The sequence below is a fragment of the Prauserella flavalba genome (assembly GCF_003202235.1).
GTDB classification, from domain to species: Bacteria; Actinomycetota; Actinomycetes; order Mycobacteriales; family Pseudonocardiaceae; genus Prauserella_A; species Prauserella_A flavalba.
The window spans coordinates 1395803-1417471 of the sequence record NZ_MASU01000005.1 but is presented as its reverse complement, the minus strand read 5'-3'; the positions used below and the strand labels follow the sequence as shown (position 1 = coordinate 1417471).

Sequence of the window (21669 nt, the reverse complement as noted above, 5' to 3'; positions counted from 1 at the left end):
TTTCGCGCGCCGGGGGACCTCGATCACTCGGTGCGGACCAATTCGACGACAGCGTCGGCCATGCCCTCGGTGATGCTCCGGCGCGCCCCGGCGCCGTCGAGCAGCTCCGCGACCGGTTTCTTGCCGGCGAGGTAGGTGGCCCGGAAGTGGGTGAAACCGTGGGTACGGGCCGCCTCCGTGAGCATGTGCGCACGAGCGCCGTCGCCAGGCCCTGCCGCGGCCAGTCCGGATGCACGGCAACCGCGACCTCGGTGACGCCGGACGCCTCGGTGGCCTCGTAGCGGGCCACCGCGACACCGCGTCCCTCGGTGTTCCGCGCCACGACCGCGAACCGGCGCACGTGGTCGAGTTCGGTGAGGTGGCGCAGGAGCGTCGGTGTGACCCGGGGCGCGGTGCCGCAGAAGCGCTGGTACAGAGTCTCCCGATCCGCGTGCAGCAGCGCCTGCCCCAGCTCGTCGACGTCCGCCGGGGTCAGCGGCGTCACCACCACGCTCCGGCCGTCGGCCAGCGCGGCTCGCTTGCTGAAGAGCGCCCAGCTCTCGTTCTCGCCCATGCGACCTTGGTACCGCCGCTGGTGCGCTCCGGAAAGGGCCGAGGGTCACCAGGCCGGAATGTGGCCGTTCGTCCTTCCCAACAGAGCAAGGAGACTCTGCACAGGACCCGGTGGGTAAGCGTTGCCTGGAGGCGGCACGAAAACCGACTGGAAAGAGGTTGCCATGACGTCGCTGGTTCCGCGTGGTTCCCTGCCCGACATGTTCCGCTGGCTCGAGTCGGAGTTCCCGTTCGGGTCGCTCTCCGAGCGGCAGTGGATGCGGCTGGAGGACTACCTCACCGAGGACAAGTACGTGGTGCGGGCCGAGCTGCCCGGTCTGGACCCCGAGCACGACATCACCATCACGGTGGAGAAGGACGAGCTGTCGATCACTGCGCAGCGCAGCGAGGAGAAGAAGGAGAAGGGCCGGAGTGAGTTCCACTACGGCTCGTTCGCGCGCACGGTCCGCCTGCCCGCTGGCGCGGACGCCGACAAGATCGCGGCCAGCTACGACAAGGGGATCCTCGAGGTGACGATCCCGATCGAGAAGACCGGGGAGGCGCGCCAGATTCCGGTGGCGGGCAAGTAGCAGGGGTTCCCGGCGGCGCGGCCGTTCCGGCCCGCGCCGCCGGGGCGTGCCGTCCATCGGCGTAGGGAGGTCGCGGCATGCGGGGGAGGTCACGCGAGGTACTGCTGCTCGCGGGTGTCGGCGCGGGGCTGGCGGCCGGTGGGCTCGCGTGGCCGTTCGAACCCGGGCTCGCCCGGGCGCTGTGGGCGGCCGTGACGGCGGTGACGCTGGTGCCCGCGCTCGGCTGGGTGGTCGCCCAGCTGCGGCGACGCCGCTACGGTGCCGACCTGCTCGCCGTGCTCGCACTGGGCGGCACGCTCGCGCTCGGTGAGTTCCTGGCCGGCGCGGTGGTGGCCCTCATGGTCGCGACCGGCCGGGTGCTGGAGGCGGTCGCGGGCCGCAGGGCGGCCAGAGACCTGTCCGCCCTGCTGGAGCGGGCGCCCCGCCAGGCGCACGTGCGGGCAGGCGAACAGGTCGAGACCGTGCCGGTGGACCACGTGTGCCCGGGGGACGTCGTCGTGGTGCTGCCGGGCGAGGTCGTGCCGGTGGACGGCACCGTGCTGGGCGAGGCCGTGATCGACGAGTCGGCGCTCATCGGCGAGCCGGAACCGGTGAACCGCGCGGCCGGGGAGCCGGTCCGCAGCGGCGTGGTCAACGCCGGGGCGGTACTCGATCTCCGGGCGGCGCGGACGGCCGACGACAGCACGTATGCCGGCGTGGTCCGGCTCGCGGAGCAGGCCGCGGCCGCCGCGGCACCGGTCGCGCGGCTGGCCGACCGCGTCGCCGTTTGGTTCCTGCCCGTCGCGGTGGCGCTCGCGGCAGGCGCGTGGGCGGTGACGGGGGAGGCGGTCCGGGCGGTGGCCGTGCTGGTCACGGCCACCCCCTGCCCGCTGCTGCTCGCCGTGCCGATCGCCGTGACCGGTGGCATGTCCCGCATGTCGCGGGCCGGTGTCGTCGTCAAGGATGGCGCCGCACTGGAGCTGCTCGGCCACGCGCGGTCGCTCGTGATGGACAAGACCGGCACAGTCACCGCGGGACGTCCCGAGGTGACCGACGTGGTGTGCGCGGCGGGCTTCACCTCCGAGGGTGTGCTGCGGCTCGCCGCGGGTGTGGAGCAGTACTCGCCGCACGTGCTGGCGAGCGCCGTGCTGCGGGCCGCCGCCCGCTCCGGTACCGGGCCCGCGCCCGCCGAGGACGTCACCGAGGAGCCGGGCCGCGGCGCGGCGGGCGTCACCGACGGTCATCGGGTTCGCGTCGGCAGGCTCGACGACGGCGTGGTCCTGCCCGGATGGGCCACGGCCGCGGCCCGCCGGGGCAGGCTCGACCTGGCGACGGTCGTGTGGGTGGAGGTGGACGGCGAACTGGCCGCGGCGATCCTGATCCGCGACCGCATCCGGATCGACGCCGCGCGCACGATGCGGCGCCTGCGCGCGACCGGCCTCGGCCACGTGGTCCTGCTCACCGGCGACCGGGTCGACAACGCACAGGAGGTCGCCGGCCTGCTCGGCATCGACGAGGTGCAGGCGAAGGCGAGCCCGGCGGACAAGATCGCCCGCGTCGAGGCCGAACGGCGACGGGGCGTCACCGTGATGGTCGGCGACGGCGTCAACGACGCGCCGGCGCTGGCCGCGGCCGACATCGGCATCGCACTGGGCTCGCGTGGTTCGACGGCGGCGGTTCAGGCCGCGGACGCGGTGATCGTGGACGACCGGATCGACCGGCTCGCCGACGGGGTGGAGGTGGCGAGACGTACCCGGCGCGTCGCACTCCAGAGCGCGGTCGCTGGCACGGCGCTGTCGGTGGTGGCGATGCTCGCGGCCGCCGCGGGCTGGCTGCTCCCGGTCGCGGGGGCCGTGGTGCAGGAAGGCATCGACCTCGCCGTCATTGCCAACGCGCTGCGGGTGCTGCGCACGCCGGTGGGCAGGCGCAACCACGACGCCGACGCGTTGCTGCGGCGGTTCTCCGGCGAGCACGAGACATTGCTGCCGGTGCGTGCCGCGGTGCGGCAGGCGGCCGACGCGCTCGGCGACGGGGCCGGAGCGGACGCCGACGCCGCGGTCTGGCGCGCACACCGGCTCCTCGCCGAACGGCTGCTGCCGCACGAGCGGTCGGAGGAGACCGAGCTCTACCCCGCGCTGACCGGGGTGCTCGGCGGTCCCGAGGGAACGGTGACGATGAGCCGGAGCCACGCCGAGATCGAGCGCCTGTGCCGGAGACTCGGCAGGCACCTGCGCGAGGCCCCGGAGGGCATTCAGCCCGATCAGGTCGACGACCTGCGGGCGACCCTCTACGGCCTGGACGCCATCCTGACCCTGCACTTCGCGCAGGAGGAGGAAGCGTTCTTCACGCTGGCCGAGCAGGAGCCGGCCCGGCGGGACCACCCATGAGGTCAGGTGACGGACCGCGCCGGCCCCACGGTGGGCCCGGCTGATGCGCCCCCTCGGCGACCGGCCCGTCCGCGGACTGGGCCGCTTCGTCCAGCGCATCGGTGAGCTCCGCCAGCGCGTGGACCAGGGCAAGGTCGTTGGCGACGAGCTGGACGGAGCGCACGTGGGGCCAGCCGTGGGCGGGGCCGCTGCGGCCGGTACCCCGGTAGGCTCGCGCGCCGTCTCCGAGGACCGCCGTGGTCTCGACGACGCCGTCGTGGTCCGTGTAGCCGACGGTCAGCTTCCAGGCGTTCACGCGTTCTCCGGGGCGGGATGCTCGGCGTTGGCCTTGATCGTGCGGAGCGTGGCGCGCTGGATCGCCGCGACGAACGGTGAGACCGTCTTCCAGTAGACGGCGAAGGCCGCTGTGGACATCGTGTCGTTGATGGAGACGCGGATGTCGTAGCTGACCAGCGAGCCGATTCCGTACGGGCGCACCGAGAACGACATCACGATCTTGCCGAAACCGGGCTCGTCGAAGTCGGCGAACTCGCTCGCGTCGACGTGATGCCACTGCACCACCGGCTTCCAGAAGCGGCCCGCCACCCCGGCGGCGATCTCCGAGCCTGAGGTCTCGCCGAGAATGACCCAGTCGGAGCCGTGTTCCATGTCGTCCAGCGTCATGCGGGTCGGCTCGCGGGGCGGGCCGTGCTTGCGGTTGTGCCAGCGCTCGGGCAGGCCGCGGACCCACATCGCGGCACCGACGATCGGGCCGCGGATGTCGGTGAAGTCGAGTTCGCGCACTGCGCGGTAGGCCTTAGCCGTGTCGGTGTTCACGATCAGGTGCTGTGCCTGTGTGGTCGCGGGCTTCGGGGCGAACCGGTCGGCCAGTGACGGGGCTTGCTCGCCGGCCTTGCCGTCTACTGTGGATCGGGTCTCGGTCATGGTTTCGCGCTCCTCGCTCGGCTCAGCGGGTCAGGTTGGTTGGGATGACCACGACGGGGCACTGCGCGTGCCGAACGCAGTCGGCGGAGGTGCTGCCCAGCAGGATCTCCGCGAACGGGCCGTAGCGATGGCTGGCGACGACGAGCATGTCCGCGCCAGCCGAGGCCTTGACCAGTTCCGTGGCTGGGTCGCCGACGAGCACCGTCTCGGTGACGGGCACCACGGGGGCCACCGTGGCGACGGCGGCGTGGAGGTACGTCCGGGTGTCCTCCTCGTCAGTGACCGGGTGGCGGCCGTGGGGCTGAAAGCTGAACGAGGTGCCGGGCAGCAACTCGTCGCGCTCGCGGACGGCGATGGCCTCGATCTCGTCGCCGTGCAGGACGGCTTCGCTCGCGGCCCAGCGCAGGGCGTGCTCGGCGGCGGCCGAGCCGTCGACGCCGACCACGATCTTGCGCATACCCGTGCTGCCATTGCCCGCCATGTCGTCCTCCCAGTTCCGCGGTTGGCCCGATCCTCACCCGGCGGGCCGTGGCGCTCTAGGGCCGTAAGTCACGGGCGTGGGGCCCGGAGGTAACCGGTTGGCCGGCGTGGGCCCCGGGCGGCCGAAGGTCCCCGGCGGTGGGGACCAACGGCCGCAGCGGGAGCGGCCCGCGAATTCCTACCGTCGGGCCGGAGCGAAAAGGAGAGAACCATGACTGCTGGGGACATCTCGGACGGCCCGATCGTGGTGGGCACCGACGGCTCGGAGGCCTCGATGGATGCCATCCGGTGGGCCGCCGCGCTGGCGGCGCGGCGCAACCGGACGTTGCGGATCGTGCACGCCTACACCGTCATGCAGGGCTACGGCACCGATCTGCCGCCGAGCCCCGAGGTCTACGAGATCTTCGAGGCCGAGGCGAAGCGGTTGCTTTCCGCCGCCGAGCACGAGGCCAAACTCGCGGAGTCCGCCGTCCGCGTGGAGACGGCGATGCCGAACAACGACTCGGTGCCCGCGCTGGTGGCGGAGTCGCGGTCGGCGGCCATGATCGTGCTGGGCGCCACGGGCGGCGGCGGCTTCACCGGGATGCTGCTGGGATCCACGGCGGTGGCGGTGACGAGCCACGCCGAGTGCCCCGTGACTGTGGTCAGACGCCGTGAGAACGGTGGTGCCGCGGTGGACGGCCCGGTGATCGTGGGTATCGATGGCAGCCCGGTAAGCGAGGAGGCCGTCGCGGTCGCGTTCCGGGAGGCGTCCTTGCGCGGTGTGCCGCTGGTGGCCGTCAACGCGTGGCTGGACCTCGAGTACGACACCGGCCGCGGGTACTTCGAGACCGGCCGTCACGAGGAGGACCAGCGGCGTCTCCTCGCGGAACGACTCGCGGGCTGGCAGGAGCGCTACCCTGACGTCACCGTGGAGCGGGTCGTGGTGCTGGACCGGCCGCGGCGCCAGCTGCTGGAACGCTCGCGCACAGCGTCGCTCGTGGTGGTCGGCAGCCGGGGCCGGGGCGGTTTCCGGGGAATGCTGCTCGGTTCCACCAGCCAGGCGCTGATCCACCACGCGCAGTGCCCCGTGCTCGTCGTCCGCCACCAGCGGGGGAGGGCAGAGCGATGAAGGCGCTCCGGTTGCTGGAGTGGAAGTCCGAGCCGGTGCTCGTCGACGTGGCCGAGCCGCGGCCGGGGCACGGGCAGGTGGTGGTCCGCATCGGCGGGGCTGGTGCCTGCCACTCGGACCTGCACCTCATGCACGACTTCGCGGCCGGGCAGCTGCCGTGGGGCCCTCCGTTCACCCTCGGCCACGAGAACGCGGGCTGGGTGCACGCGCTCGGTGAGGGAGTGACGGGCCTCGAGCCGGGCCAGGCCGTCGCGGTGTACGGGCCGTGGGGGTGCGGCACGTGCCCGCGCTGCCAGGCCGGTGCCGACACCTACTGTGAGAACCTGGCGGCGGCGCCCGTCCCGGGTGGCGGGGGTGGGCTGGGGCTCGACGGCGGCATGGCCGAGTTCATGCTCGTGCCTGCCGCCCGTCATCTCGTTCCGCTTCCGGCGGGCCTGGACCCGGTCACCGCGGCACCGTTGACCGATGCGGCGCTGACGCCGTACCACGCGGTGCGCAGGGCGTGGCCGAAGCTGCCGCCCGGCTCCACCGCGGTGGTGATCGGCGTCGGTGGGCTGGGCCACCTGGCGATCCAGATCCTCAAGGCCACCACCGCCGCGCGGATCGTTGCCGTGGACACCCGTGCCGACGCCCGGGCGCTGGCCACCGATGAGGGCGCCGACCTGGTGCTCGCGCCGGGCGAGGCGGGGGCGGACGTGATCCGGGACTTCACCGGCGGCCGGGGTGCCGATGTCGTGCTCGACTGCGTGGGCAACGACGCGACGCTCGCCCTCGGCGCGGCGTGCGCACGGACGCTCGGGGAGCTGACCATCATCGGCCTCGGTGGCGGCACGCTGCCCGTGTCGTTCTTCGGGCTGCCCTACGAGCTCTCGGTGCAGACGACGTACTGGGGCACCCGCCCCGAGCTGGTCGAGGTGCTCGACCTGGCCTCGCGCGGGCTGCTGCGCGCCATGGCGACGGCGTTCCCCCTGTCCGAGGCGCCCGAGGCCTACCACCGGCTCGCGGCGGGCGAACTCGTCGGCCGCGCCGTCATCACGCCTTGAGCGAAGGTAGAGACTCGATGACCCCCGTGCTGGACCTGGCCGAGATCGGCCTGCGCGACGAGGACCGCGCGGGCGGCAAGGCAGCTAACCTGGGCGAGCTGTCCGCCGCGGGATTCCCGGTCCCTCCCGGCTTCGTAGTGCTCCGCGACGGCTACCTGTCCGCGATGGACAGGGCCGGTGTGCGCGCAGAGCTGGCCGAGCTGCACACCGAGGCGCTCGGGCTCGTCGAGGAGCCCTCCCGGCTGGCCGCCGCCTGTGAACGTCTGCGCGCGCTGGTCGGCAAGGCCGCGCTCGACCGCGAACTGCGGCGAGGCGTGCTGGGCGCCTATCACCGGCTGGGGCAGTCGGCCGCGGTCGCCGTGCGCTCCTCGGCGACCGGTGAGGACAGCGCGGACGCGTCGTTCGCGGGCATGAACGCCAGCTTCACCAACGTCTCCGGCGATGCCGAGCTGCTCGACCGGATCACGGCCTGCTGGGCGTCGCTATTCTCTCCGCGCGCCGTCTCCTACCGCGCCGAGCGGGTCCTCACCGCCGAGCCCGCGATCGCGGTGGTGGTGCAGCGCATGGTGACCGTGCGGCGGTCGGGTGTGCTGTTCACCGCCGATCCGCGCACGGGCGACCGGACGGTGTCCGTGGTCGAGGCGTCGTTCGGGCAGGGCGAGGCCGTGGTCAGCGGCTCCGTCGAACCGGACACCTACGTCGTGGGCAAGGACGGGCCGACGGTACTCAGCGTCCGGGTGGGCAGCAAGGACTTCGAGATCGTGCGCGGTGCGGACGGGCGGGACCAGCGAATCAGCCTTCCGGAGGAGGACACGCGGAGCCGGGTGCTCGACGACGCGGATGTCTGCGAACTGGTGCGCCTGGGCATCCGCGTCGAGGAGCACTACGGGCGGCCGCAGGACGTCGAGTGGGCGATCGACGCCGAGCGGACCTGGCTCGTGCAGGCGCGCCCGATCACGACGCTGACCGTGCCCGCAGGGACGGCTGAGCCGCTCGGGGGCACGCCGCTGGTGACCGGGCTCGCGGCGTCACCGGGCACGGCCGGCGGCCGGGTGCGGGTACTGACCGATCCCGGTGAGGGCCCGCTGCTGCAGGACGGCGAGGTGCTGGTGGCCCCCATGACCAACCCGGACTGGGTGCCCGCGATCCGGCGGGCCGCCGCGTTGGTCACCGACGGCGGCGGGATGACGTGCCACGCGGCGATCGTGGCCCGCGAGCTGCGAGTGCCGTGCGTGGTCGGCGCCGGGAACGCGACGAGCGTGCTCACACCGGGGCAGCTGGTGACCGTCGACGGCGGCGAGGGGACGGTGTCGGCCGGTGCGGCCGTGCGCCCGGCCCGCGTCACCGCTCCCTCGGCGACCGCTGTGCCCGCGCCCGCCGAAGCGATCGGTACCCGGTTGTACGTCAACCTCGCGATGCCGGACCAGGCGCGCGCCGTCGCGGCGCAACCCGTGGACGGGGTCGGGCTGCTGCGCGCCGAGTTCATGCTCACCGAGGCACTGGGCGGCCGCCATCCTCGCGACCTCATCGCTAAGGGCGAGCAGGAATCCTTCGTGGACGCGATGGTCGGCTCGCTGCACCGGATCACATCGGCGTTCGCGCCCCGGCCGGTGGTGTACCGGGCGATCGACATGCGCAGCAACGAGTTCCGCGGTCTCGCCGGGGGCGCCGCGTACGAACCGGACGAGAGCAACCCGATGATCGGTTACCGGGGCTGCTACCGCTACATCCGCCAGCCGGACCTGTTCGCCCTGGAGCTGCGGGCACTGGCACGGGTCCGCGAGGAGACGCCGAACCTGCACCTGATGATCCCGTTCGTGCGGACCCGCTGGGAACTGGAGGCCTGCCTGGAGCTCGTCGACGCGAGCCCGCTCGGCGCGCAGCGGGGCCTGCACCGGTGGATCATGGCCGAGGTGCCGTCGGTGCTGTACTGGCTTCCCCGGTACGTCGGCCTCGGTATCGACGGCGTCTCCATCGGCAGCAACGATCTGACCCAGCTGATGCTCGGCGTCGACCGCGACTCCCAGCTCTGCGCGGAGCTGTTCGACGAGAGCGACGAGGCCGTGCTCGACGCCATCGGCCAGATCGTCTCCACGGCGCACCGGCTCGGTATCACGTCGTCGCTGTGCGGGCAGGCACCGTCCAACGACCCCGCGTTCACCGACCACCTGGTGCGCCTCGGCATCACGTCGATCTCGGTGAACCCGGACGCGGTCGCCTCCGCCAGGGCCGCGATCGCCTCGGCCGAGCGCAGGCTCCTGCTCGGGCTCGTTTCGAAGGAAGGTGTGGGAAATGGGTGATCCGGTCGTGCACTGGGAGATCGGCGGCCACGACATGGCCGCGCTGCGGAAGTTCTACGGCAAGGCCTTCGGCTGGACCATGACCGACGCCGGACCCGACTACACGATCGCCGAGCCGGGCGACGGCGGCCTCGCGGGGGGCATCATGCGCTCGCCCGCGGACCGGCCGCCGTACGTGACGATCTACGTGCGGGTCGACGATCTCGGCGCGAAGCTGGCGGAGATCCGGAAGCTCGGCGGCGAGGTCGTGGTGCCGCCAACGGACATCGACGAGAGCATGGCCTTCGCCCTGTTCGCCGACCCCGGCGGAGCGATCGTCGGTCTGCTGTGGCAGGCCCCATCGTCCGGCGGGTAGCGCGCCTGCGGCACGGAGAACCTCGGGCCCTCGGGCCGTGCCGGTGACGTTCGACCCTTCGCGGCCCCTCCCGGAGCGAGAAGACTGGGCAAGGCAAGGGGATGGCTGAGGTGAGACCGCAACAGCCGACCCGCTCGCGGGGGCTATCCCGTCATCACGACGAAGTGGTGGACCCGCCGGTCGCCGCGCGCGCGGAGGACACTGCGCGGGCGCCGATGTCGGACACGGCGCCGGCCTCCGCGAAAGTGTTCACGCGCGCGTACAACACGACCACCAGGGCGGTCACGCTCACGTTCGACGCGGACTACTGGAGCCCCGGCAATCCGGCGGAGGTGCTGAGAATCCTGCGGGAGAACGGCTTCGACTGGACGTTCGACACCACGGGCTACCAGGGGGCCTCGACGGCGCAGATCCTGCAGCGCGTGCGCCAACACACCGTGCCCGGGGCGACCATCGTGATGCACCTGAGCAACGAGTCCACCGACACGGCCGCGCTGCCGTCTGTGATCTCCACCCTCCGCTCGATGGGGTACGGCTTCACCACCCCCTACCTGGCGGTGATTAGGGGCGTCATCGGCGACAAGTACGGGGCGCTGGGGGCCAGGAACTCGGTGCTCGGCTTCCCGCGCACCGACGAGACTGCGACTCCGGACGGCGTGGGCTGGCACAACCACTTCCAGAAGGGCTCGATCTACTGGAGCCCGGAGACGGCGGCGCACGAGGTGCACGGGATGATCCGGGACAAGTGGGCCGCGCTCGGGTGGGGACGGGGACTGCTCGGGTATCCGCTCAGCGACGAGGTCGGCGTGACCGGAGGGCGGGGCTCCCAATTCCAGGGCGGCAACGTCTACTAGTCGTCCGCCACCGGGGCGCACGAGGTGCACGGAACGATCCTGAGTGAGTACATCCGGCTCGGCGGCACGGGAAGCAGGCTGGGCCTTCCAGTGAGCGACGAGTTCGCCGTGGCCGAGGGCCACCGCAGCAACTTCCAGCACGGCGCCCTCATCTGGAACGCGACGACCGGCGCCGTCCAGGTGGTCTAACAGCGCGGGAGCCGTGAGCGGCACGAACCCCAGCGCCAGCACGCGGGGCCGGTGCTCGCGCAGCACCAGCGCCATCCCGGCCAGGAACAACGGGTCGCACAGCACCACGTCGACGCCGGGCTCGAGGTGCCGGTCGACGGTCTTCAGCTGGGCGGGCATCGCGCGCACGAAGTTGGTCAGCTCGAAGCGGCCCAGCTTCGGCCCGCGCAGCCTGGCCCGGCCGGGGATGGTGCCGTCGAGGTCCGTCTCGTCGAAGTCGGCCTCCGGCGGCAGCACCGTCACCTCGGCGCCGAGCTCGGCGAACGTCCTGCGGAACGCCTCGCCGGCGCGCTCGGCCTGATCGCCTCCCCCGACGCCTACGACCACCGCACCACCATGTGCGGGTGGCCGCACGAGGAGTGTGTCGCGTGGGCCTCGGCGACCGTGCCCGCGCGGCGGCGCCCTAGGGTGGAGCGCGGAAACAGGAGGTGCCGCCCATGTCCGAGTGCTGCCCGCCGTCCCGGTCCGGGCCGGTGGCCGAGGCGAGCCGGGGGACGAACCCCGGCACGACCCACGTCACCGACGGGCTGATCACGGTGCCGGGCGGGACCTTCCGCATGGGCACCGAGGACGCCGACGGGTTCCCCGACGACCGCGAGGGGCCGATCAGGGAGGTGACCGTCGCGCCGTTCGCGATCGACCCGTTCTGTGTGACCAACGCCCGCTTCGCCGAGTTCGTGGACGCCACCGGATACCGCACCGAGGCCGAGAAGTTCGGCTGGACCTACGTCTTCGCCCGCTTCGTCCCCGCCGAGCTGCGCAAGCGGTCGCCGAGGCCGGAGCAGACGCCGTGGTGGTGCGCCGTCGGGGGAGCGTACTGGAGGGCACCGGAGGGCCCTGGCAGCGACGTCGAGGCGCGACAGGACCATCCCGTGGTGCACGTGTCGTGGAACGACGCGGTCGCCTACTGCGCGTGGGCCGGGGTGCGGCTGCCGACCGAGGCCGAATGGGAGTACGCGGCGCGCGGCGGCCTCGACCAGATGCGCTACCCGTGGGGCGACGAGCTGACCCCGGACGGCGAGCACCGGTGCAACATCTGGCAGGGCAGGTTCCCGGTGCGGAACACCGAGGACGACGGCTACGCCGGTACCGCGCCGGTGGATGCCTTCCGCCCCAACGGGTTCGGTCTGTACAACACCTCGGGCAACGTCTGGGAGTGGACGGCCGAGTGGTTCGACCCCGACCGGACCAACCGGGCGATGCGCGGCGGGTCGTACCTGTGCCACGACTCGTACTGCAACCGCTACCGGGTCGCCGCGCGCACCGGCAACACTCCGGACAGCTCCAGCGGCAACCTCGGCTTCCGCGTGGTCGCCGACGTGAGTCGCTGAGGGCGGCTCATCACTGCCACACCTCGGCGGAGTCGTCGGTGTAGCCGAGACTGCGGTACACCGCGTCGACCAGCCGTTGCCCGCGCGGGTTGAGCAGCGTGCCGGGGCCCATGCCGTTCATGGTGTAGGCGAACGACATGCGGTTCGCCGGGGACGCGAAACCGATTCCCCCTCCGAAACCGGGATGACCGAACGCGTCGGGTGACAGGATCATGCTGTCGCGCAGGTGCGGCTCCCGGTGCCGGTTGTCCGTGGACCGCATGAAGCCGTACGAGAACCGCGTGTGATGCAGGAGCGTGGCGTCGGGCCCTGCCACGACGGTGGTGCGCATGCGGGACAGCTCGCGTTTCCCGACCAGCCGGATCCCGTTGAGCTCCCCACCACACGCCAGTGGTGCGTACAGGCCGGCCAGGCCCCGAGCGTTGGTGATCAGGCCCGCCGCACCGATCTCGGCCGCGTGTGCTGCGCGCGAGTCGAAGCCGAGCGGTCCTGGCAGCATGTAGCCGCCGGAGTTGAGGAAGATCCGCGCGGGCACCGACTCGGGCTCGGTGCCGATGAGGATCATGAACCGGGCTTGGTCCTCGCCGGCGTCGCCGCTCGGGAAGATCATCGGCGCCACCCGCGGCTCCTCCCTCTCCGGCAGGCCGAACCACAGGTCGAGGCCCAGCGGCTCGGCCACCTCGGTGCGCAGGAACGTGCCCAGCGAGCGGCCGCTGACCCGCCGCACGAGCTCGCCGGCCAGCCAGCCGAAGGTGAGCGCCTGGTAGCCGTGCCTCGAGCAGGGTTCCCACTCCGGCCGCTGGCACGCCAGCGTCTTCGTCATCAGCGACCAGTCGAAGAACGCGCCGTCCGGCAGTGTCTCGCCGATCGTGGTGACGCCGCTCTGGTGCGAGAGGACCATCCCGACGGTGATGTCGGTGCGGCCGAACTCCGGCCAGTACGCGGTGACTGGGGCGTGGAGGTCGACCTGGCCGCGTGCGGCGAGCACGTGCAGGCACAGTGCCGTCGCGCCTTTGCTCGCCGAGAACGTCACGCTGATGGTGTCCCGCTCCCACGGTGTGCCACGTTCCTGGTCAGCCAGCCCGCCCCAAAGGTCGACCACCGACTCACCGTCGATCGTCACGCACACCGACGCCCCGACCTCGCCCCGTTCCGCGAAGTTGCGCTCGAACTCCTCGCGCACCCGGGCGAACTCGGGTGCGCAGATGCCCTGGCTCATGACCGCTCCGATCCTCGACAGCGTCCTCGATGTCCGCGGTTGCGTTGCGCCGCGTCGGCGAAGTATATAAGTGTTCATATACGGCCGCTAGAGGGACGATGAAGGCGAGAGGAGTCGACATGGATTGGTGGAGCCCCGAGGTACCCGCTCCCGAGGACTGCGTGCTCGGCCCGCTGCTGGCCGGGCAGGCGAGCACGCGGGGCGAGCAGGTCTTCGCGACGTTCCCCGGCGGCGGGTCCTGGACCTACCGGCAGGCCTGGGCCGCCGCCAGCACGATGGCGCGGAGGCTGCGGGAGCTCGGGGTGCGCCACGGCGACCGCGTGCTGTCGTGGCTGCCCAACGGGGCCGACGCGTTGCGCGTGTGGTTCGGCGCGAACCTGCTCGGCGCGATCTACGTTCCGCTGAACCCGGCTTTCCGCGGTGGCCTGCTCGAACACGCACTCGAGCTCCCCGGGGCGCGCGTGCTACTGGCCCATCCCGGCCTGATCGACCGGCTCCAGGAGGTGGACCACGCGCTCGAGCACGTCGTGCCGGTGCGTTCCGGGGAGGTGCTTGACGACGGCCGAGGGCCGGTGACGCCCGACGCGCCGGTGAAGCCGTGGGATCCGTACGCGATCATCCTCACCTCGGGCACCACCGGTCCGTCGAAGGGCGTCACGTGCTCGTACACCCACCTGGCCACGGCCTCGAGCGTGCCCTTCGACGGCAACTTCGCCCCCGGCGACCGGTACATGGTCAACCTGCCGCTGTTCCACGCAGGCGGCACCATCGGGGTGTATGCGGCCCTGCTGGCCGGGGCGTCGGTCGCGATCGTGGAGAGCTTCAGCACGGACACCTTCTGGGACACGGTGCGCGCGACCGGGACGACGCACGTGACCCTGCTCGGGGTCATGGCGAGCTACCTGTCGAAGCGCCCGGCCGGGCCGGCCGACCGGGACCACCCGCTGCGGCGTGTGTTCATGGTTCCGCTGACCGAGGACGCGCCCGCGTTCGCCGAGCGGTTCGGCGTCACTGTGGTGTCGTTGTTCAACATGACGGAGACGTCCGTGCCCCTGATCTCCGAGCCGCAGCCCGCGACGCCCGGGACATGCGGGCGGCTGCGCCGGGGCGTGCAGGCGCGGCTGGTCGATGAACACGACCGCGAGGTGCCCGACGGGCAGCCGGGCGAGCTGATCCTTCGCACCGACCGGCCGTGGGCGATGAACTCCGGGTACTGGGGCATGCCCGAGGCGACGGCGAGGGCGTGGCGCAACGGCTGGTTCCACACCGGGGACGCGTTCCGCCGCGACGCGAGCGGCCAGTATTTCTTCGTCGACCGTGTCAAGGACGCGATCCGGAGGCGTGGCGAGAACATCTCGTCGTTCGAGGTCGAAAGGGAGGTGCTGGCGCACCCGCTCGTGCGGGAGGCGGCGGTGGTGGCGGTGCCGTCGCCGGACAGCGAGGACGATGTTCTCGCGGTGGTCGCGCCCGTGGCCGGCGCGAGGCTCGACCCAGCGGAGCTGCTGGCGACGCTTACCGAGCGGCTGCCGCACTTCATGGTTCCGCGCTATATCCGGATCGTCCCGGACCTGCCGAAGACGCCGACCAGCAAGATCGAGAAGCACCGCCTGCGCGGCGAGGGCGTCACCGCCGACACCTGGGACCGCGAGGCGGCCGGCATCACGGTCAAGCGCGACCGGTTGACGGCAGGGTAGCCGCCCGCGCCACGTCCGGGGCGACGCCCGCCATCTGCACGAGCAGCCCCGCGTACTGGTCGGCGAGGTCGGCCACGCCGAGCCTGCCGTCCGGCCGGAACCACACGCCGGCGTTAATCATCTGGTCCAGGATCGCCTTCGCCATGATCGGGATGTCGGCCTCGCGCCCTCCGGGCAGCGTGAGGTGGAACAGCTCCTGTCGCACGCCGCGCTCCAGTATCCGTTCGACCGTGCGCCGGATCCGGCGCTCGCTGCTGAGCATCTCGGCGGGGTGCGGGTCGGGCAGGCGCTTGTACTCCTGCTTGCTGATGATCGCTTCCTTCTGGTGCTCGGTGTAGAACACCGTCAGCGAGCGCGTCACCTCCCACAGCTGGCGCACCGGGTCGTCGCCCGCCCGCAGCAGTGCCTCCTCCAGTGTCTGCTCGATCGCGGCGTGCGTCTTCGACACGATCGCGTAGAGCAGCTCCTCCTTCGACCGGAAGTGGTTGTACAGCGCGCCCGGTGTGAGGCCGAGCGCCGACGTGATCTCCCGGATGCTGGTCTTCGGGTATCCCTCGCGGAAGAACAGCTCGACCGCGGTCGCCTCGATCCGTCGCGCCGTCTTCTCCGTGGGTGCGGTCGTCATGCCGCCACTCTAGCCCGATGTATGAACGTCCATTGACATGGACCGTCCCGTCGAGATAAACAAATGTTCATGCACATCGTCGATATCTGCGAGGTGGCCTACGACCGCGACTGCTGGCGTGCCTACCTCGGCGCCTTCGCGGCCGACGCCCCGCGCTACCTCAGCGTGTTCGCGCGCAGGCTGTGCGATCAGGCAGGCGCCGACCCCGGCCGCTACCGGGAGACCGTCGAAAGGGACCCGTTCTCCGCGGTCGACCTGCTCGTCGAACCGGGGCGGCTGGGCCTCGACGTCGGCGAGCACGTCGAGCGGCTGAGCGCCGACGGTGTCACCTGCCAGGTGGTGCACGGCGGCATGTGGAAGATCCCGGGCGGCACCGTCAACGACCGGGTCGCGGCCCTGGTCGACGGGCGTACGGAGCTGCGCTTCTGGGCGGGGATCTCCCTCAAGGACCCCTCGGCCGCGGAACGGGAAGCCGTCCGGTCGCACCGGGAACTCGGCGCGACCGGCTTCTCGATCATCCCGTTCCTCGACGAGGCCGACGTTCTCAGCGAGGCGTTCACCCCGGTCTTCGCCTACGCCGAACGAGAGCGGCTGCCCGTCTGGATCCACTGTGGGCAGAACTTCGCCACCGCACGGCCGGTCGACTCGTGCTCGTGGTGGCAGCTGGACCGGCTCGCGGGCAGGCACCCCGCGCTGCGGATCGTCGCCGGCCACGGCGGATGGCCGTGGCTCGGTGAGATGGCCGCGGTTGCCCAGCGGCACCAGCACGTCTATCTCGACAGCTCGACGCACCGGGCGTCGGCCATGCGCACGCCCGGCTACGGCTGGGAACCGGTGCTCGCGCGCGTCGAGGGACCGTTGCGGCGCAAGGTCCTCTTCGGCAGCACGACGTGGGTCAGCGGCCGCAGTGCGGGTGAGCTGGCCGGTGAGTTCGCGGGGCTCGGCCTCACCGACACCGCACTCCAGGCCTGGTTGTCGGGTAACGCCTCGCGGTTGCTGGAGGCGGGATCATGACCGGGGTCGCCGTCGCCGGTGCCGGCATCACCCGCCACGGGTTCTTCCCGGCCCGGTCGTGGAAGGACCTGATCGTGGAAGCGTCGCTGGCGGCCGTCGCCGACGCGGGCATGGACCTGGGGCGAATCGACGGCGGGATGGTCTCGTGCACCCTGCCGGAGACGTTCGAACAGCAGAACCTGGGCGCCGTCACCGCTGACGAGCTTGGCCTGACCCCGGTTCCGTTCGGCCAGCTCGTCGGCGCGTGCGCTGGCGGGCTGATGGCGGTGCAGGCCGGGATCAGGATGATCCAGTCCGGAGCACACCGGTGCGTGCTCGTGGCCGGAGTGGAGAAGCAGTCGGACACGACCACGACGGCCGACTCCATGTTGTCCTATGTGGACGCCGACTTCGAGGCGGCCGCCGGGTTCGACTTCGTGGACACGATGGCGTTGATGCACGCTCGCTACCTGCAGGTCCACGGTACTTCGGAGGAGGCCGTCGCCGCGTTCGCGGTCGCCGACCGGTGGTACGCGCGGCACAACCCGGTCGCGGTCGACACGGGACGCCCCGACATCACGACGGCCGACGTGCTCGACAGTGGGTGGGTGTCGAAGCCCATCACGCGCGCCGCGTGCGGGCGCGCCTGTGACGGATCCAGCGCGGTCGTGCTCGTCGCGGCCGACGAGGTTCCGGACGCGCCCGTCATCGCGGGCATCGCTCAGGCGACCGGACCGAACGGGCTCGCCGCCAAGTTCGGCCACCCCGGATACGACGGCGACATCGTGCGGGCACTCCCGACAGCGATCGCGGCGGACAGCGCCTACCGGCAGGCCGGTATCGGCGCCGGGGACGTGGATGTGGCGCAGGTGCACGACTGTTTCACGATCATGGGCTCGCTCCACCTCGAAGGGCTCGGCATCTTTCCCGCGGGCAAGGCCGCGCTCGCGGTGCAGGCCGGTGAGACGGCGCTCGACGGCCGCTGCCCCGCCAACACCGACGGCGGCCGCATCGGGCTCGGCCATCCGACAGGGACGACCGGGATCAACGTCGTCGTCGAGTCCGTCCGGCAGCTGCGGCGCGAGGCCGGAGTCCGGCAGGTCCGCGATCCCGAGGTCGCGGTGTGCCAGGCGATGGGTGGCAATAACAGCACCAGCGCGGTCGCCGTGCTGCGCCGAGCGACGGGGAGGTCACGACATGTGGGCGCCGAGTGAACCGATCCCCCGGATCAACACCGCGTCCGGCGCGCGGGGCTGGCGCAACCGCCACGGCCGCTATCGCCTCGTCGGAACCGTGTGCGGCGCCTGCGAGGCCGTGCACTTCCCGGCGCGGCGGATCTGCCCGTCCTGCCGGTCGGCCGACCTGGCAGAGAAGCCGTTGTCCCGCACCGGAAAGGTGGTCTGCGCGGCGGAGGACCACTCGCCGCTGGTCGGCCACGGTGGGCGGCCGGTCCGGCCGTTCGCGATCATCGAGCTCGACAACGGGCCGTCCGTGCTCGCCGAACTGGTCGACGTGCGGACGGTGACGCCCGGGCAGCGGGTCGAACTGGTGATCCGCAAATGGCGGCGCGAGAGCAACGGCCTCTACGAGTACGGCTACAAGTTCCGGGAGCTGCCATGACGGGATTGATCAGCGCGGGTGTCGCCGTGCCGGCGACCAGGATCGCGCTCGCCGACATCCTCCGGGCCTGGAGGAACGTGCCCGAGCAGGTCGTGCGGCGGCTCGGGGTCGGCGGGCGGGCCGTCCCTGGACCTGATGTGGACACGATCACATTGGCGGCGGAAGCGGCCCAGCGAGCGTTGACGTCCCGGGTGGACGCGGTCTTCCTCGGCACGCAGACCAATCCGTACGCGACCCGCTCGGCCGCCGCGATCGTCGCGGACATGCTGGGCCTGTCCCCGCACGTGTTCGTCACCGACCTGCAGTGCGCGGACAAGTCAGGCACCGCCGCGCTGCTGTCCGCCATCGCCTGGGTCTCCTCCGGTCTCGGCGAGCGCGCACTGGCGATCGGTGCCGACACGCTCGCGCTGCACGCCGCCCCCGGTGATCCGTTCGAGTACACGGCGGGTGCGGGTGCGGCCGCGTTCGTGGTCGGCGCCGAGGACGGCGCGGCCACCGTGGTGCGCGCGGCGTCGGCCGCCACGGACACGCCGGACAGGTACCGCCTCGACGGCGAGCGCCACATCCGCGGCACCGGTTCGGCGATGACCGCGACCGGGGTGGGCCTGGAGCAGCATGTGAAGCTGGCGTTCGGCAGGCTCGGCGTCGCGGCGGAGGAGGTCGGTCATCTCGCCGTCAGCCAGCCCGACGCGGCCACGCCCGCCAGGATCGCGAAAGTCCTCGGCGTGCCGGGGGAGAGCACCGGCGCAGGTCTGGTCGCCGATCGCATCGGTGACGCGGGATCGGCCTCCGCGCTGCTGTCTCTCGCGCGTGTCCTCGATCGGGCCGGGAGCGGGGACACGGTGGTCCTGCTGTCGTATGGCGCGGGCGCGAGCAGCGACGCCGTCCTGATGCGCGCCACCGGGAACGCCATCGGCTCCGGGACGGACCGGGAGCTCGACCGGGCGATCAGCGTCGACTACCCGACCGCCGTGCGCTACGAACGACGCTACGCCGGCCACGAACGACTCACCGGGACCTACGAATGAACGCACCACGCACCATCGTCACCGGCGGGGCACGGGGGATCGGCGCCGCCATCACCCGCTGCCTCCGCGAACAGGGACACGACGTCGTGGCCTGGGACATCCGCGGCGGCGCCGACGTCGCCGTCGATGTCACCGACGAGGCCGCGGTCGGGCAGGCACTCACCCGGTCGCTGGACCGTCTCGGCGGGCTGGACAACCTCGTCAACAACGCGGGCATCGAGCTGCGTGGCACGCTCGCCGAACATCGGCGCGAGGACTGGCAACGGGTGCTGGACGTGAACACGACCGGTCCGTTCCTGGTCACCCGGGCGGTCGCCGGACACCTCGCGGCATCCGGCCGCGGTGCGATCGTCAACATCGCGTCGACCGCCGTGATCGGGTTCAGCGGGCAGCTCGCCTACGACACGTCGAAAGGCGCGCTGCTGACACTGACCCGGTCGTTGGCGGTCGAGCTCGGACCGGTGCGGGTCAACGCCGTGTGCCCTGGGTTCATCGACACCGACATGGTGCGGGAGTCCGGTCTCACCGAGCTCGGCGCCAAGATCGCCCGCGGGCTTCCGTTGCGCCGCACCGGAAAACCGGAGGAGGTCGCGGACGCGGTCGCGTTCCTGCTCTCGCCTGCGGCGGGATACATCACGGGGCAGGCGTTGTTCGTGGACGGGGGGTGGGTCCGATGGTGAAGGTAGCGCTGGTGACCGGAGCCGCCGGCGACATCGGCGCGGCGATCTCGGTGCGGCTCGCGCGGGACGGCGTGCGCGTCGTCGCCGCTGATCGTGACGGCGAGGGTGCGGAGAAGACCGCGGCAGTGGTCCGCGCGGCCGGCGGAGACGCGGTCGCGGCCGAGTACGACCAGACCGCGCGCCCGTCGGTCGAGCGACTGTTCGCCGGCCTCGGCCGGCTCGACATCTGTGTCGCCAACGCCGGCTACGGCCGCTTCGGTTCGGTGCTGGAGCAGGACTTCGAGGTGTGGCGGCGACACGTCGAGGTCAACCTGAACGGCACGTTCCTGGTGTGCCAGTCCGCCGCGAGGAAGATGGTCGAGGGCGGTGCCGGTGGCGCGCTCGTGATCAACGCATCCACGGCGGCCCTGCGCTCGTGCACGCTCTTCTCGGGGTACGCGGCCTCCAAGGCGGGCGCGGAGATGCTCGCACGCTGCCTTGCCGACGAGCTGGGCCCGTACGGGATCCGGGTCAACACGGTCTGTCCCGGCGTGATCGAGACGAGCATGACCGACGGACTGCTCGGTGCCGACGGGATGCGCGAGCTCGTGTCGGCGGAGACGCCCTTGGCCAGGACGGGACGTCCTGAGGAGATCGCGAACGTGGTGGCGTTCCTCGCCGGCGACGAGGCCGCGTACGTCACCGGCGCCGCACTCCTCGCGGACGGCGGGCAGACCCTGCGGGGCTTCCCGCGCTGGTTCGTCAACGAGGGCGCCGAGTGGCGCCTGATCACGGAAAGGGACACAACGAAGTGGCCAGCAAGGAATCGCACTACCTGACCGGCATCTACCGCTCGCTCGCCGAACGGTCGGACGCGCGGCCGGACATGGACCTGGCGACCATGCGTGACCTGTTCGAGGAGATCCACCTGGTCACCCGCGAGCCGGTGGGCGTGAGCTACGCCGAGGTCGACGCCGGCGGGGTGCCCGCGTTGTGGTGCATCCCGGACGACCACGACCCGGACCGCGCGTTGCTGCACTTCCACGGCGGCGGGTTCATGGTCTGCTCGATGCACACCGACCGGAAGATGGCGGGACACCTCGCGAAGGCGGCCGGGGCGCGTGCACTGGTGCTCGACTACCGGCACGCGCCGGAACACCCGTTTCCCGCCGCGCTCGACGACGCCGTCGTGGCCTACGAGTGGCTGCTCGGCCAGGGAATCGGGCAGGTCGTGAGTATCGGTCACTCGGCGGGCGGGAACCTCTGCACCAGCCTGGCGATCCGGCTCCGTGCCGAGGGCAGGCCCGCCCCGGCCGCCGTGGTGGCCATCTCGCCCTGGTACGACATGACCCTGAGCGGGACCACGATGGACACCAACGCGGCGACCGACGCCGTGGTGCGGAGGCCCATCCTCGAAGCCATGCGGGCGGCGGTGCTCGGTGACACGTCGCCGGAGCATCCGCTGATCAATCCGCTGTGTGCCGACCTGGGCGGGTTGCCGCCGACGCTCGTCTACGTCGGCGACCAGGAGACGCTGGTGTCCGACGCCACGACGTTCACCGAACGCGCCAGGGAAGCGGGTGCCGAGGTGACCCTCCACGTCGTGCCCGAGATGCAGCACTCGTTCACCCTGCTGGCAGGTCGTGCCCCCGAGGCCGACGCGACGATCAGCGACATCGGCCAGTGGCTGCGGGACCGGCTCGCGAAGTAGGCCGGGC

At 71.9% G+C, this 21669-nt stretch carries 24 protein-coding genes; 18 read left to right on the top strand and 6 right to left on the bottom strand.

What is annotated here, in order from left to right; genetic code table 11:
• Positions 1-23: 23 nt before the first annotated feature.
• The gene (locus tag BA062_RS40520) at positions 24-185 is read right to left on the bottom strand and encodes a hypothetical protein (RefSeq protein WP_245959816.1); all 162 of its coding nucleotides are present in this window, start codon (positions 183-185) and stop codon (positions 24-26) included.
• Positions 186-716: 531 nt separating this feature from the next.
• Here BA062_RS40520 and BA062_RS14235 point away from each other — a divergent pair.
• Positions 717-1121, top strand: a complete 405-nt coding sequence (locus tag BA062_RS14235; RefSeq protein ID WP_110336514.1) for an Hsp20/alpha crystallin family protein — start codon at positions 717-719, stop codon at positions 1119-1121.
• A 77-nt stretch (positions 1122-1198) separates the two neighbouring features.
• Complete coding sequence (locus tag BA062_RS14230) at positions 1199-3487, top strand: heavy metal translocating P-type ATPase (protein ID WP_110336513.1); 2289 nt, start codon at positions 1199-1201, stop codon at positions 3485-3487.
• Here the strand turns inward: BA062_RS14230 and BA062_RS14225 are convergent.
• Genes BA062_RS14225 through BA062_RS14215 form a run of 3 tightly spaced genes read right to left on the bottom strand, consistent with a single transcriptional unit; the run spans position 3444 to position 4892 of the window.
• Positions 3444-3782: a hypothetical protein gene (locus BA062_RS14225; RefSeq protein ID WP_110336512.1), complete on the bottom strand. Its 339-nt coding sequence runs from the start codon at positions 3780-3782 to the stop codon at positions 3444-3446. The genes BA062_RS14230 and BA062_RS14225 overlap by 44 nt on opposite strands.
• Positions 3779-4411, bottom strand: a complete 633-nt coding sequence (locus tag BA062_RS14220; RefSeq protein ID WP_210406844.1) for a hypothetical protein — start codon at positions 4409-4411, stop codon at positions 3779-3781. The genes BA062_RS14225 and BA062_RS14220 overlap by 4 nt, the downstream gene beginning before the upstream one ends.
• A gap of 22 nt (positions 4412-4433) precedes the next feature.
• Positions 4434-4892, bottom strand: coding sequence for a universal stress protein (locus tag BA062_RS14215; protein WP_110336511.1), 459 nt, complete (start codon positions 4890-4892; stop codon positions 4434-4436).
• A gap of 210 nt (positions 4893-5102) precedes the next feature.
• Here BA062_RS14215 and BA062_RS14210 point away from each other — a divergent pair, with 210 nt between their 5' ends.
• The 8 genes from BA062_RS14210 (at position 5103) to BA062_RS14175 (ending at position 12113) form a co-directional block, all read left to right on the top strand.
• Complete coding sequence (locus tag BA062_RS14210) at positions 5103-6002, top strand: universal stress protein (protein WP_110336510.1); 900 nt, start codon at positions 5103-5105, stop codon at positions 6000-6002.
• Positions 5999-7045, top strand: a complete 1047-nt coding sequence (locus BA062_RS14205; RefSeq protein WP_110336509.1) for an NAD(P)-dependent alcohol dehydrogenase — start codon at positions 5999-6001, stop codon at positions 7043-7045. The genes BA062_RS14210 and BA062_RS14205 overlap by 4 nt, the downstream gene beginning before the upstream one ends.
• A 17-nt stretch (positions 7046-7062) precedes the next feature.
• Positions 7063-9345 (top strand): phosphoenolpyruvate synthase, encoded by a 2283-nt coding sequence (gene ppsA, locus BA062_RS14200; protein ID WP_110336508.1) that lies wholly within the window; start codon positions 7063-7065, stop codon positions 9343-9345.
• Positions 9338-9700: a VOC family protein gene (locus BA062_RS14195; protein ID WP_110336507.1), complete on the top strand. Its 363-nt coding sequence runs from the start codon at positions 9338-9340 to the stop codon at positions 9698-9700. Before ppsA ends, BA062_RS14195 begins: the two co-directional genes overlap by 8 nt.
• A 215-nt stretch (positions 9701-9915) precedes the next feature.
• Entirely contained in the window at positions 9916-10554 is a 639-nt protein-coding gene (locus BA062_RS40205) for a hypothetical protein (RefSeq protein WP_210406843.1), read from the top strand.
• A gap of 24 nt (positions 10555-10578) precedes the next feature.
• A complete protein-coding gene (locus BA062_RS14185; protein WP_110336506.1) occupies positions 10579-10743 on the top strand; it encodes an LGFP repeat-containing protein in 165 nt (54 codons plus the stop codon).
• Between the two features lie 13 nt (positions 10744-10756).
• Positions 10757-11083: a hypothetical protein gene (locus tag BA062_RS39820; protein WP_168213949.1), complete on the top strand. Its 327-nt coding sequence runs from the start codon at positions 10757-10759 to the stop codon at positions 11081-11083.
• Positions 11084-11219: 136 nt separating this feature from the next.
• Positions 11220-12113, top strand: coding sequence for a formylglycine-generating enzyme family protein (locus tag BA062_RS14175; RefSeq protein WP_110336505.1), 894 nt, complete (start codon positions 11220-11222; stop codon positions 12111-12113).
• Positions 12114-12123: 10 nt separating this feature from the next.
• Here BA062_RS14175 and BA062_RS14170 read toward each other — a convergent pair whose 3' ends face one another.
• Complete coding sequence (locus tag BA062_RS14170; RefSeq protein ID WP_110336504.1) at positions 12124-13332, bottom strand: serine hydrolase domain-containing protein; 1209 nt, start codon at positions 13330-13332, stop codon at positions 12124-12126.
• Positions 13333-13451: 119 nt separating this feature from the next.
• Between BA062_RS14170 and BA062_RS14165 the strand changes: the two genes are divergently transcribed.
• Entirely contained in the window at positions 13452-15026 is a 1575-nt protein-coding gene (locus BA062_RS14165; RefSeq protein WP_110336503.1) for an AMP-binding protein, read from the top strand.
• Here BA062_RS14165 and BA062_RS14160 read toward each other — a convergent pair.
• Entirely contained in the window at positions 14998-15651 is a 654-nt protein-coding gene (locus tag BA062_RS14160; RefSeq protein WP_110336502.1) for a TetR/AcrR family transcriptional regulator, read from the bottom strand. The two genes, BA062_RS14165 and BA062_RS14160, sit on opposite strands and share 29 nt — an antisense overlap.
• Positions 15652-15720: 69 nt before the next feature.
• Between BA062_RS14160 and BA062_RS14155 the strand changes: the two genes are divergently transcribed.
• From BA062_RS14155 to BA062_RS14125, 7 genes are read left to right on the top strand one after another with little or no spacing between them, the layout of a single operon-like run.
• Positions 15721-16665, top strand: a complete 945-nt coding sequence (locus BA062_RS14155) for an amidohydrolase family protein (RefSeq protein WP_168213948.1) — start codon at positions 15721-15723, stop codon at positions 16663-16665.
• On the top strand, positions 16662-17858 hold the full coding sequence (locus BA062_RS14150; RefSeq protein ID WP_110336500.1) for a thiolase family protein: 1197 nt from the start codon (positions 16662-16664) through the stop codon (positions 17856-17858). Before BA062_RS14155 ends, BA062_RS14150 begins: the two co-directional genes overlap by 4 nt.
• Positions 17842-18264, top strand: a complete 423-nt coding sequence (locus BA062_RS14145) for a Zn-ribbon domain-containing OB-fold protein (protein WP_110336499.1) — start codon at positions 17842-17844, stop codon at positions 18262-18264. Before BA062_RS14150 ends, BA062_RS14145 begins: the two co-directional genes overlap by 17 nt.
• Positions 18261-19292 (top strand): hydroxymethylglutaryl-CoA synthase, encoded by a 1032-nt coding sequence (locus BA062_RS14140; RefSeq protein WP_168213947.1) that lies wholly within the window; start codon positions 18261-18263, stop codon positions 19290-19292. Before BA062_RS14145 ends, BA062_RS14140 begins: the two co-directional genes overlap by 4 nt.
• Complete coding sequence (locus BA062_RS14135; protein WP_110336497.1) at positions 19289-19972, top strand: SDR family NAD(P)-dependent oxidoreductase; 684 nt, start codon at positions 19289-19291, stop codon at positions 19970-19972. Before BA062_RS14140 ends, BA062_RS14135 begins: the two co-directional genes overlap by 4 nt.
• Entirely contained in the window at positions 19966-20790 is an 825-nt protein-coding gene (locus BA062_RS14130; RefSeq protein ID WP_110337349.1) for an SDR family NAD(P)-dependent oxidoreductase, read from the top strand. The genes BA062_RS14135 and BA062_RS14130 overlap by 7 nt, the downstream gene beginning before the upstream one ends.
• On the top strand, positions 20763-21662 hold the full coding sequence (locus tag BA062_RS14125) for an alpha/beta hydrolase (protein WP_210406842.1): 900 nt from the start codon (positions 20763-20765) through the stop codon (positions 21660-21662). The genes BA062_RS14130 and BA062_RS14125 overlap by 28 nt, the downstream gene beginning before the upstream one ends.
• Positions 21663-21669 lie beyond the last annotated feature (7 nt).

Coding starts and splice junctions, on each gene's coding strand:
- BA062_RS14210 (WP_110336510.1), top strand. CDS start 5,103: ATGACTGCTGGGGACATCTCGGACGGCCCGATCGTGGTGGGCACCGAC.
- BA062_RS14130 (WP_110337349.1), top strand. CDS start 19,966: ATGGTGAAGGTAGCGCTGGTGACCGGAGCCGCCGGCGACATCGGCGCG.
- BA062_RS40205 (WP_210406843.1), top strand. CDS start 9,916: ATGTCGGACACGGCGCCGGCCTCCGCGAAAGTGTTCACGCGCGCGTAC.
- BA062_RS14195 (WP_110336507.1), top strand. CDS start 9,338: ATGGGTGATCCGGTCGTGCACTGGGAGATCGGCGGCCACGACATGGCC.
- BA062_RS14135 (WP_110336497.1), top strand. CDS start 19,289: ATGAACGCACCACGCACCATCGTCACCGGCGGGGCACGGGGGATCGGC.
- BA062_RS14175 (WP_110336505.1), top strand. CDS start 11,220: ATGTCCGAGTGCTGCCCGCCGTCCCGGTCCGGGCCGGTGGCCGAGGCG.
- BA062_RS14230 (WP_110336513.1), top strand. CDS start 1,199: ATGCGGGGGAGGTCACGCGAGGTACTGCTGCTCGCGGGTGTCGGCGCG.
- BA062_RS40520 (WP_245959816.1), bottom strand. CDS start 185: ATGCTCACGGAGGCGGCCCGTACCCACGGTTTCACCCACTTCCGGGCC.
- BA062_RS14165 (WP_110336503.1), top strand. CDS start 13,452: ATGGATTGGTGGAGCCCCGAGGTACCCGCTCCCGAGGACTGCGTGCTC.
- BA062_RS14205 (WP_110336509.1), top strand. CDS start 5,999: ATGAAGGCGCTCCGGTTGCTGGAGTGGAAGTCCGAGCCGGTGCTCGTC.
- BA062_RS14140 (WP_168213947.1), top strand. CDS start 18,261: ATGACGGGATTGATCAGCGCGGGTGTCGCCGTGCCGGCGACCAGGATC.
- BA062_RS14170 (WP_110336504.1), bottom strand. CDS start 13,332: ATGAGCCAGGGCATCTGCGCACCCGAGTTCGCCCGGGTGCGCGAGGAG.
- BA062_RS14155 (WP_168213948.1), top strand. CDS start 15,721: ATGCACATCGTCGATATCTGCGAGGTGGCCTACGACCGCGACTGCTGG.
- BA062_RS14215 (WP_110336511.1), bottom strand. CDS start 4,892: ATGGCGGGCAATGGCAGCACGGGTATGCGCAAGATCGTGGTCGGCGTC.
- ppsA (WP_110336508.1), top strand. CDS start 7,063: ATGACCCCCGTGCTGGACCTGGCCGAGATCGGCCTGCGCGACGAGGAC.
- BA062_RS14160 (WP_110336502.1), bottom strand. CDS start 15,651: ATGACGACCGCACCCACGGAGAAGACGGCGCGACGGATCGAGGCGACC.
- BA062_RS14220 (WP_210406844.1), bottom strand. CDS start 4,411: ATGACCGAGACCCGATCCACAGTAGACGGCAAGGCCGGCGAGCAAGCC.
- BA062_RS14235 (WP_110336514.1), top strand. CDS start 717: ATGACGTCGCTGGTTCCGCGTGGTTCCCTGCCCGACATGTTCCGCTGG.
- BA062_RS14150 (WP_110336500.1), top strand. CDS start 16,662: ATGACCGGGGTCGCCGTCGCCGGTGCCGGCATCACCCGCCACGGGTTC.
- BA062_RS14145 (WP_110336499.1), top strand. CDS start 17,842: ATGTGGGCGCCGAGTGAACCGATCCCCCGGATCAACACCGCGTCCGGC.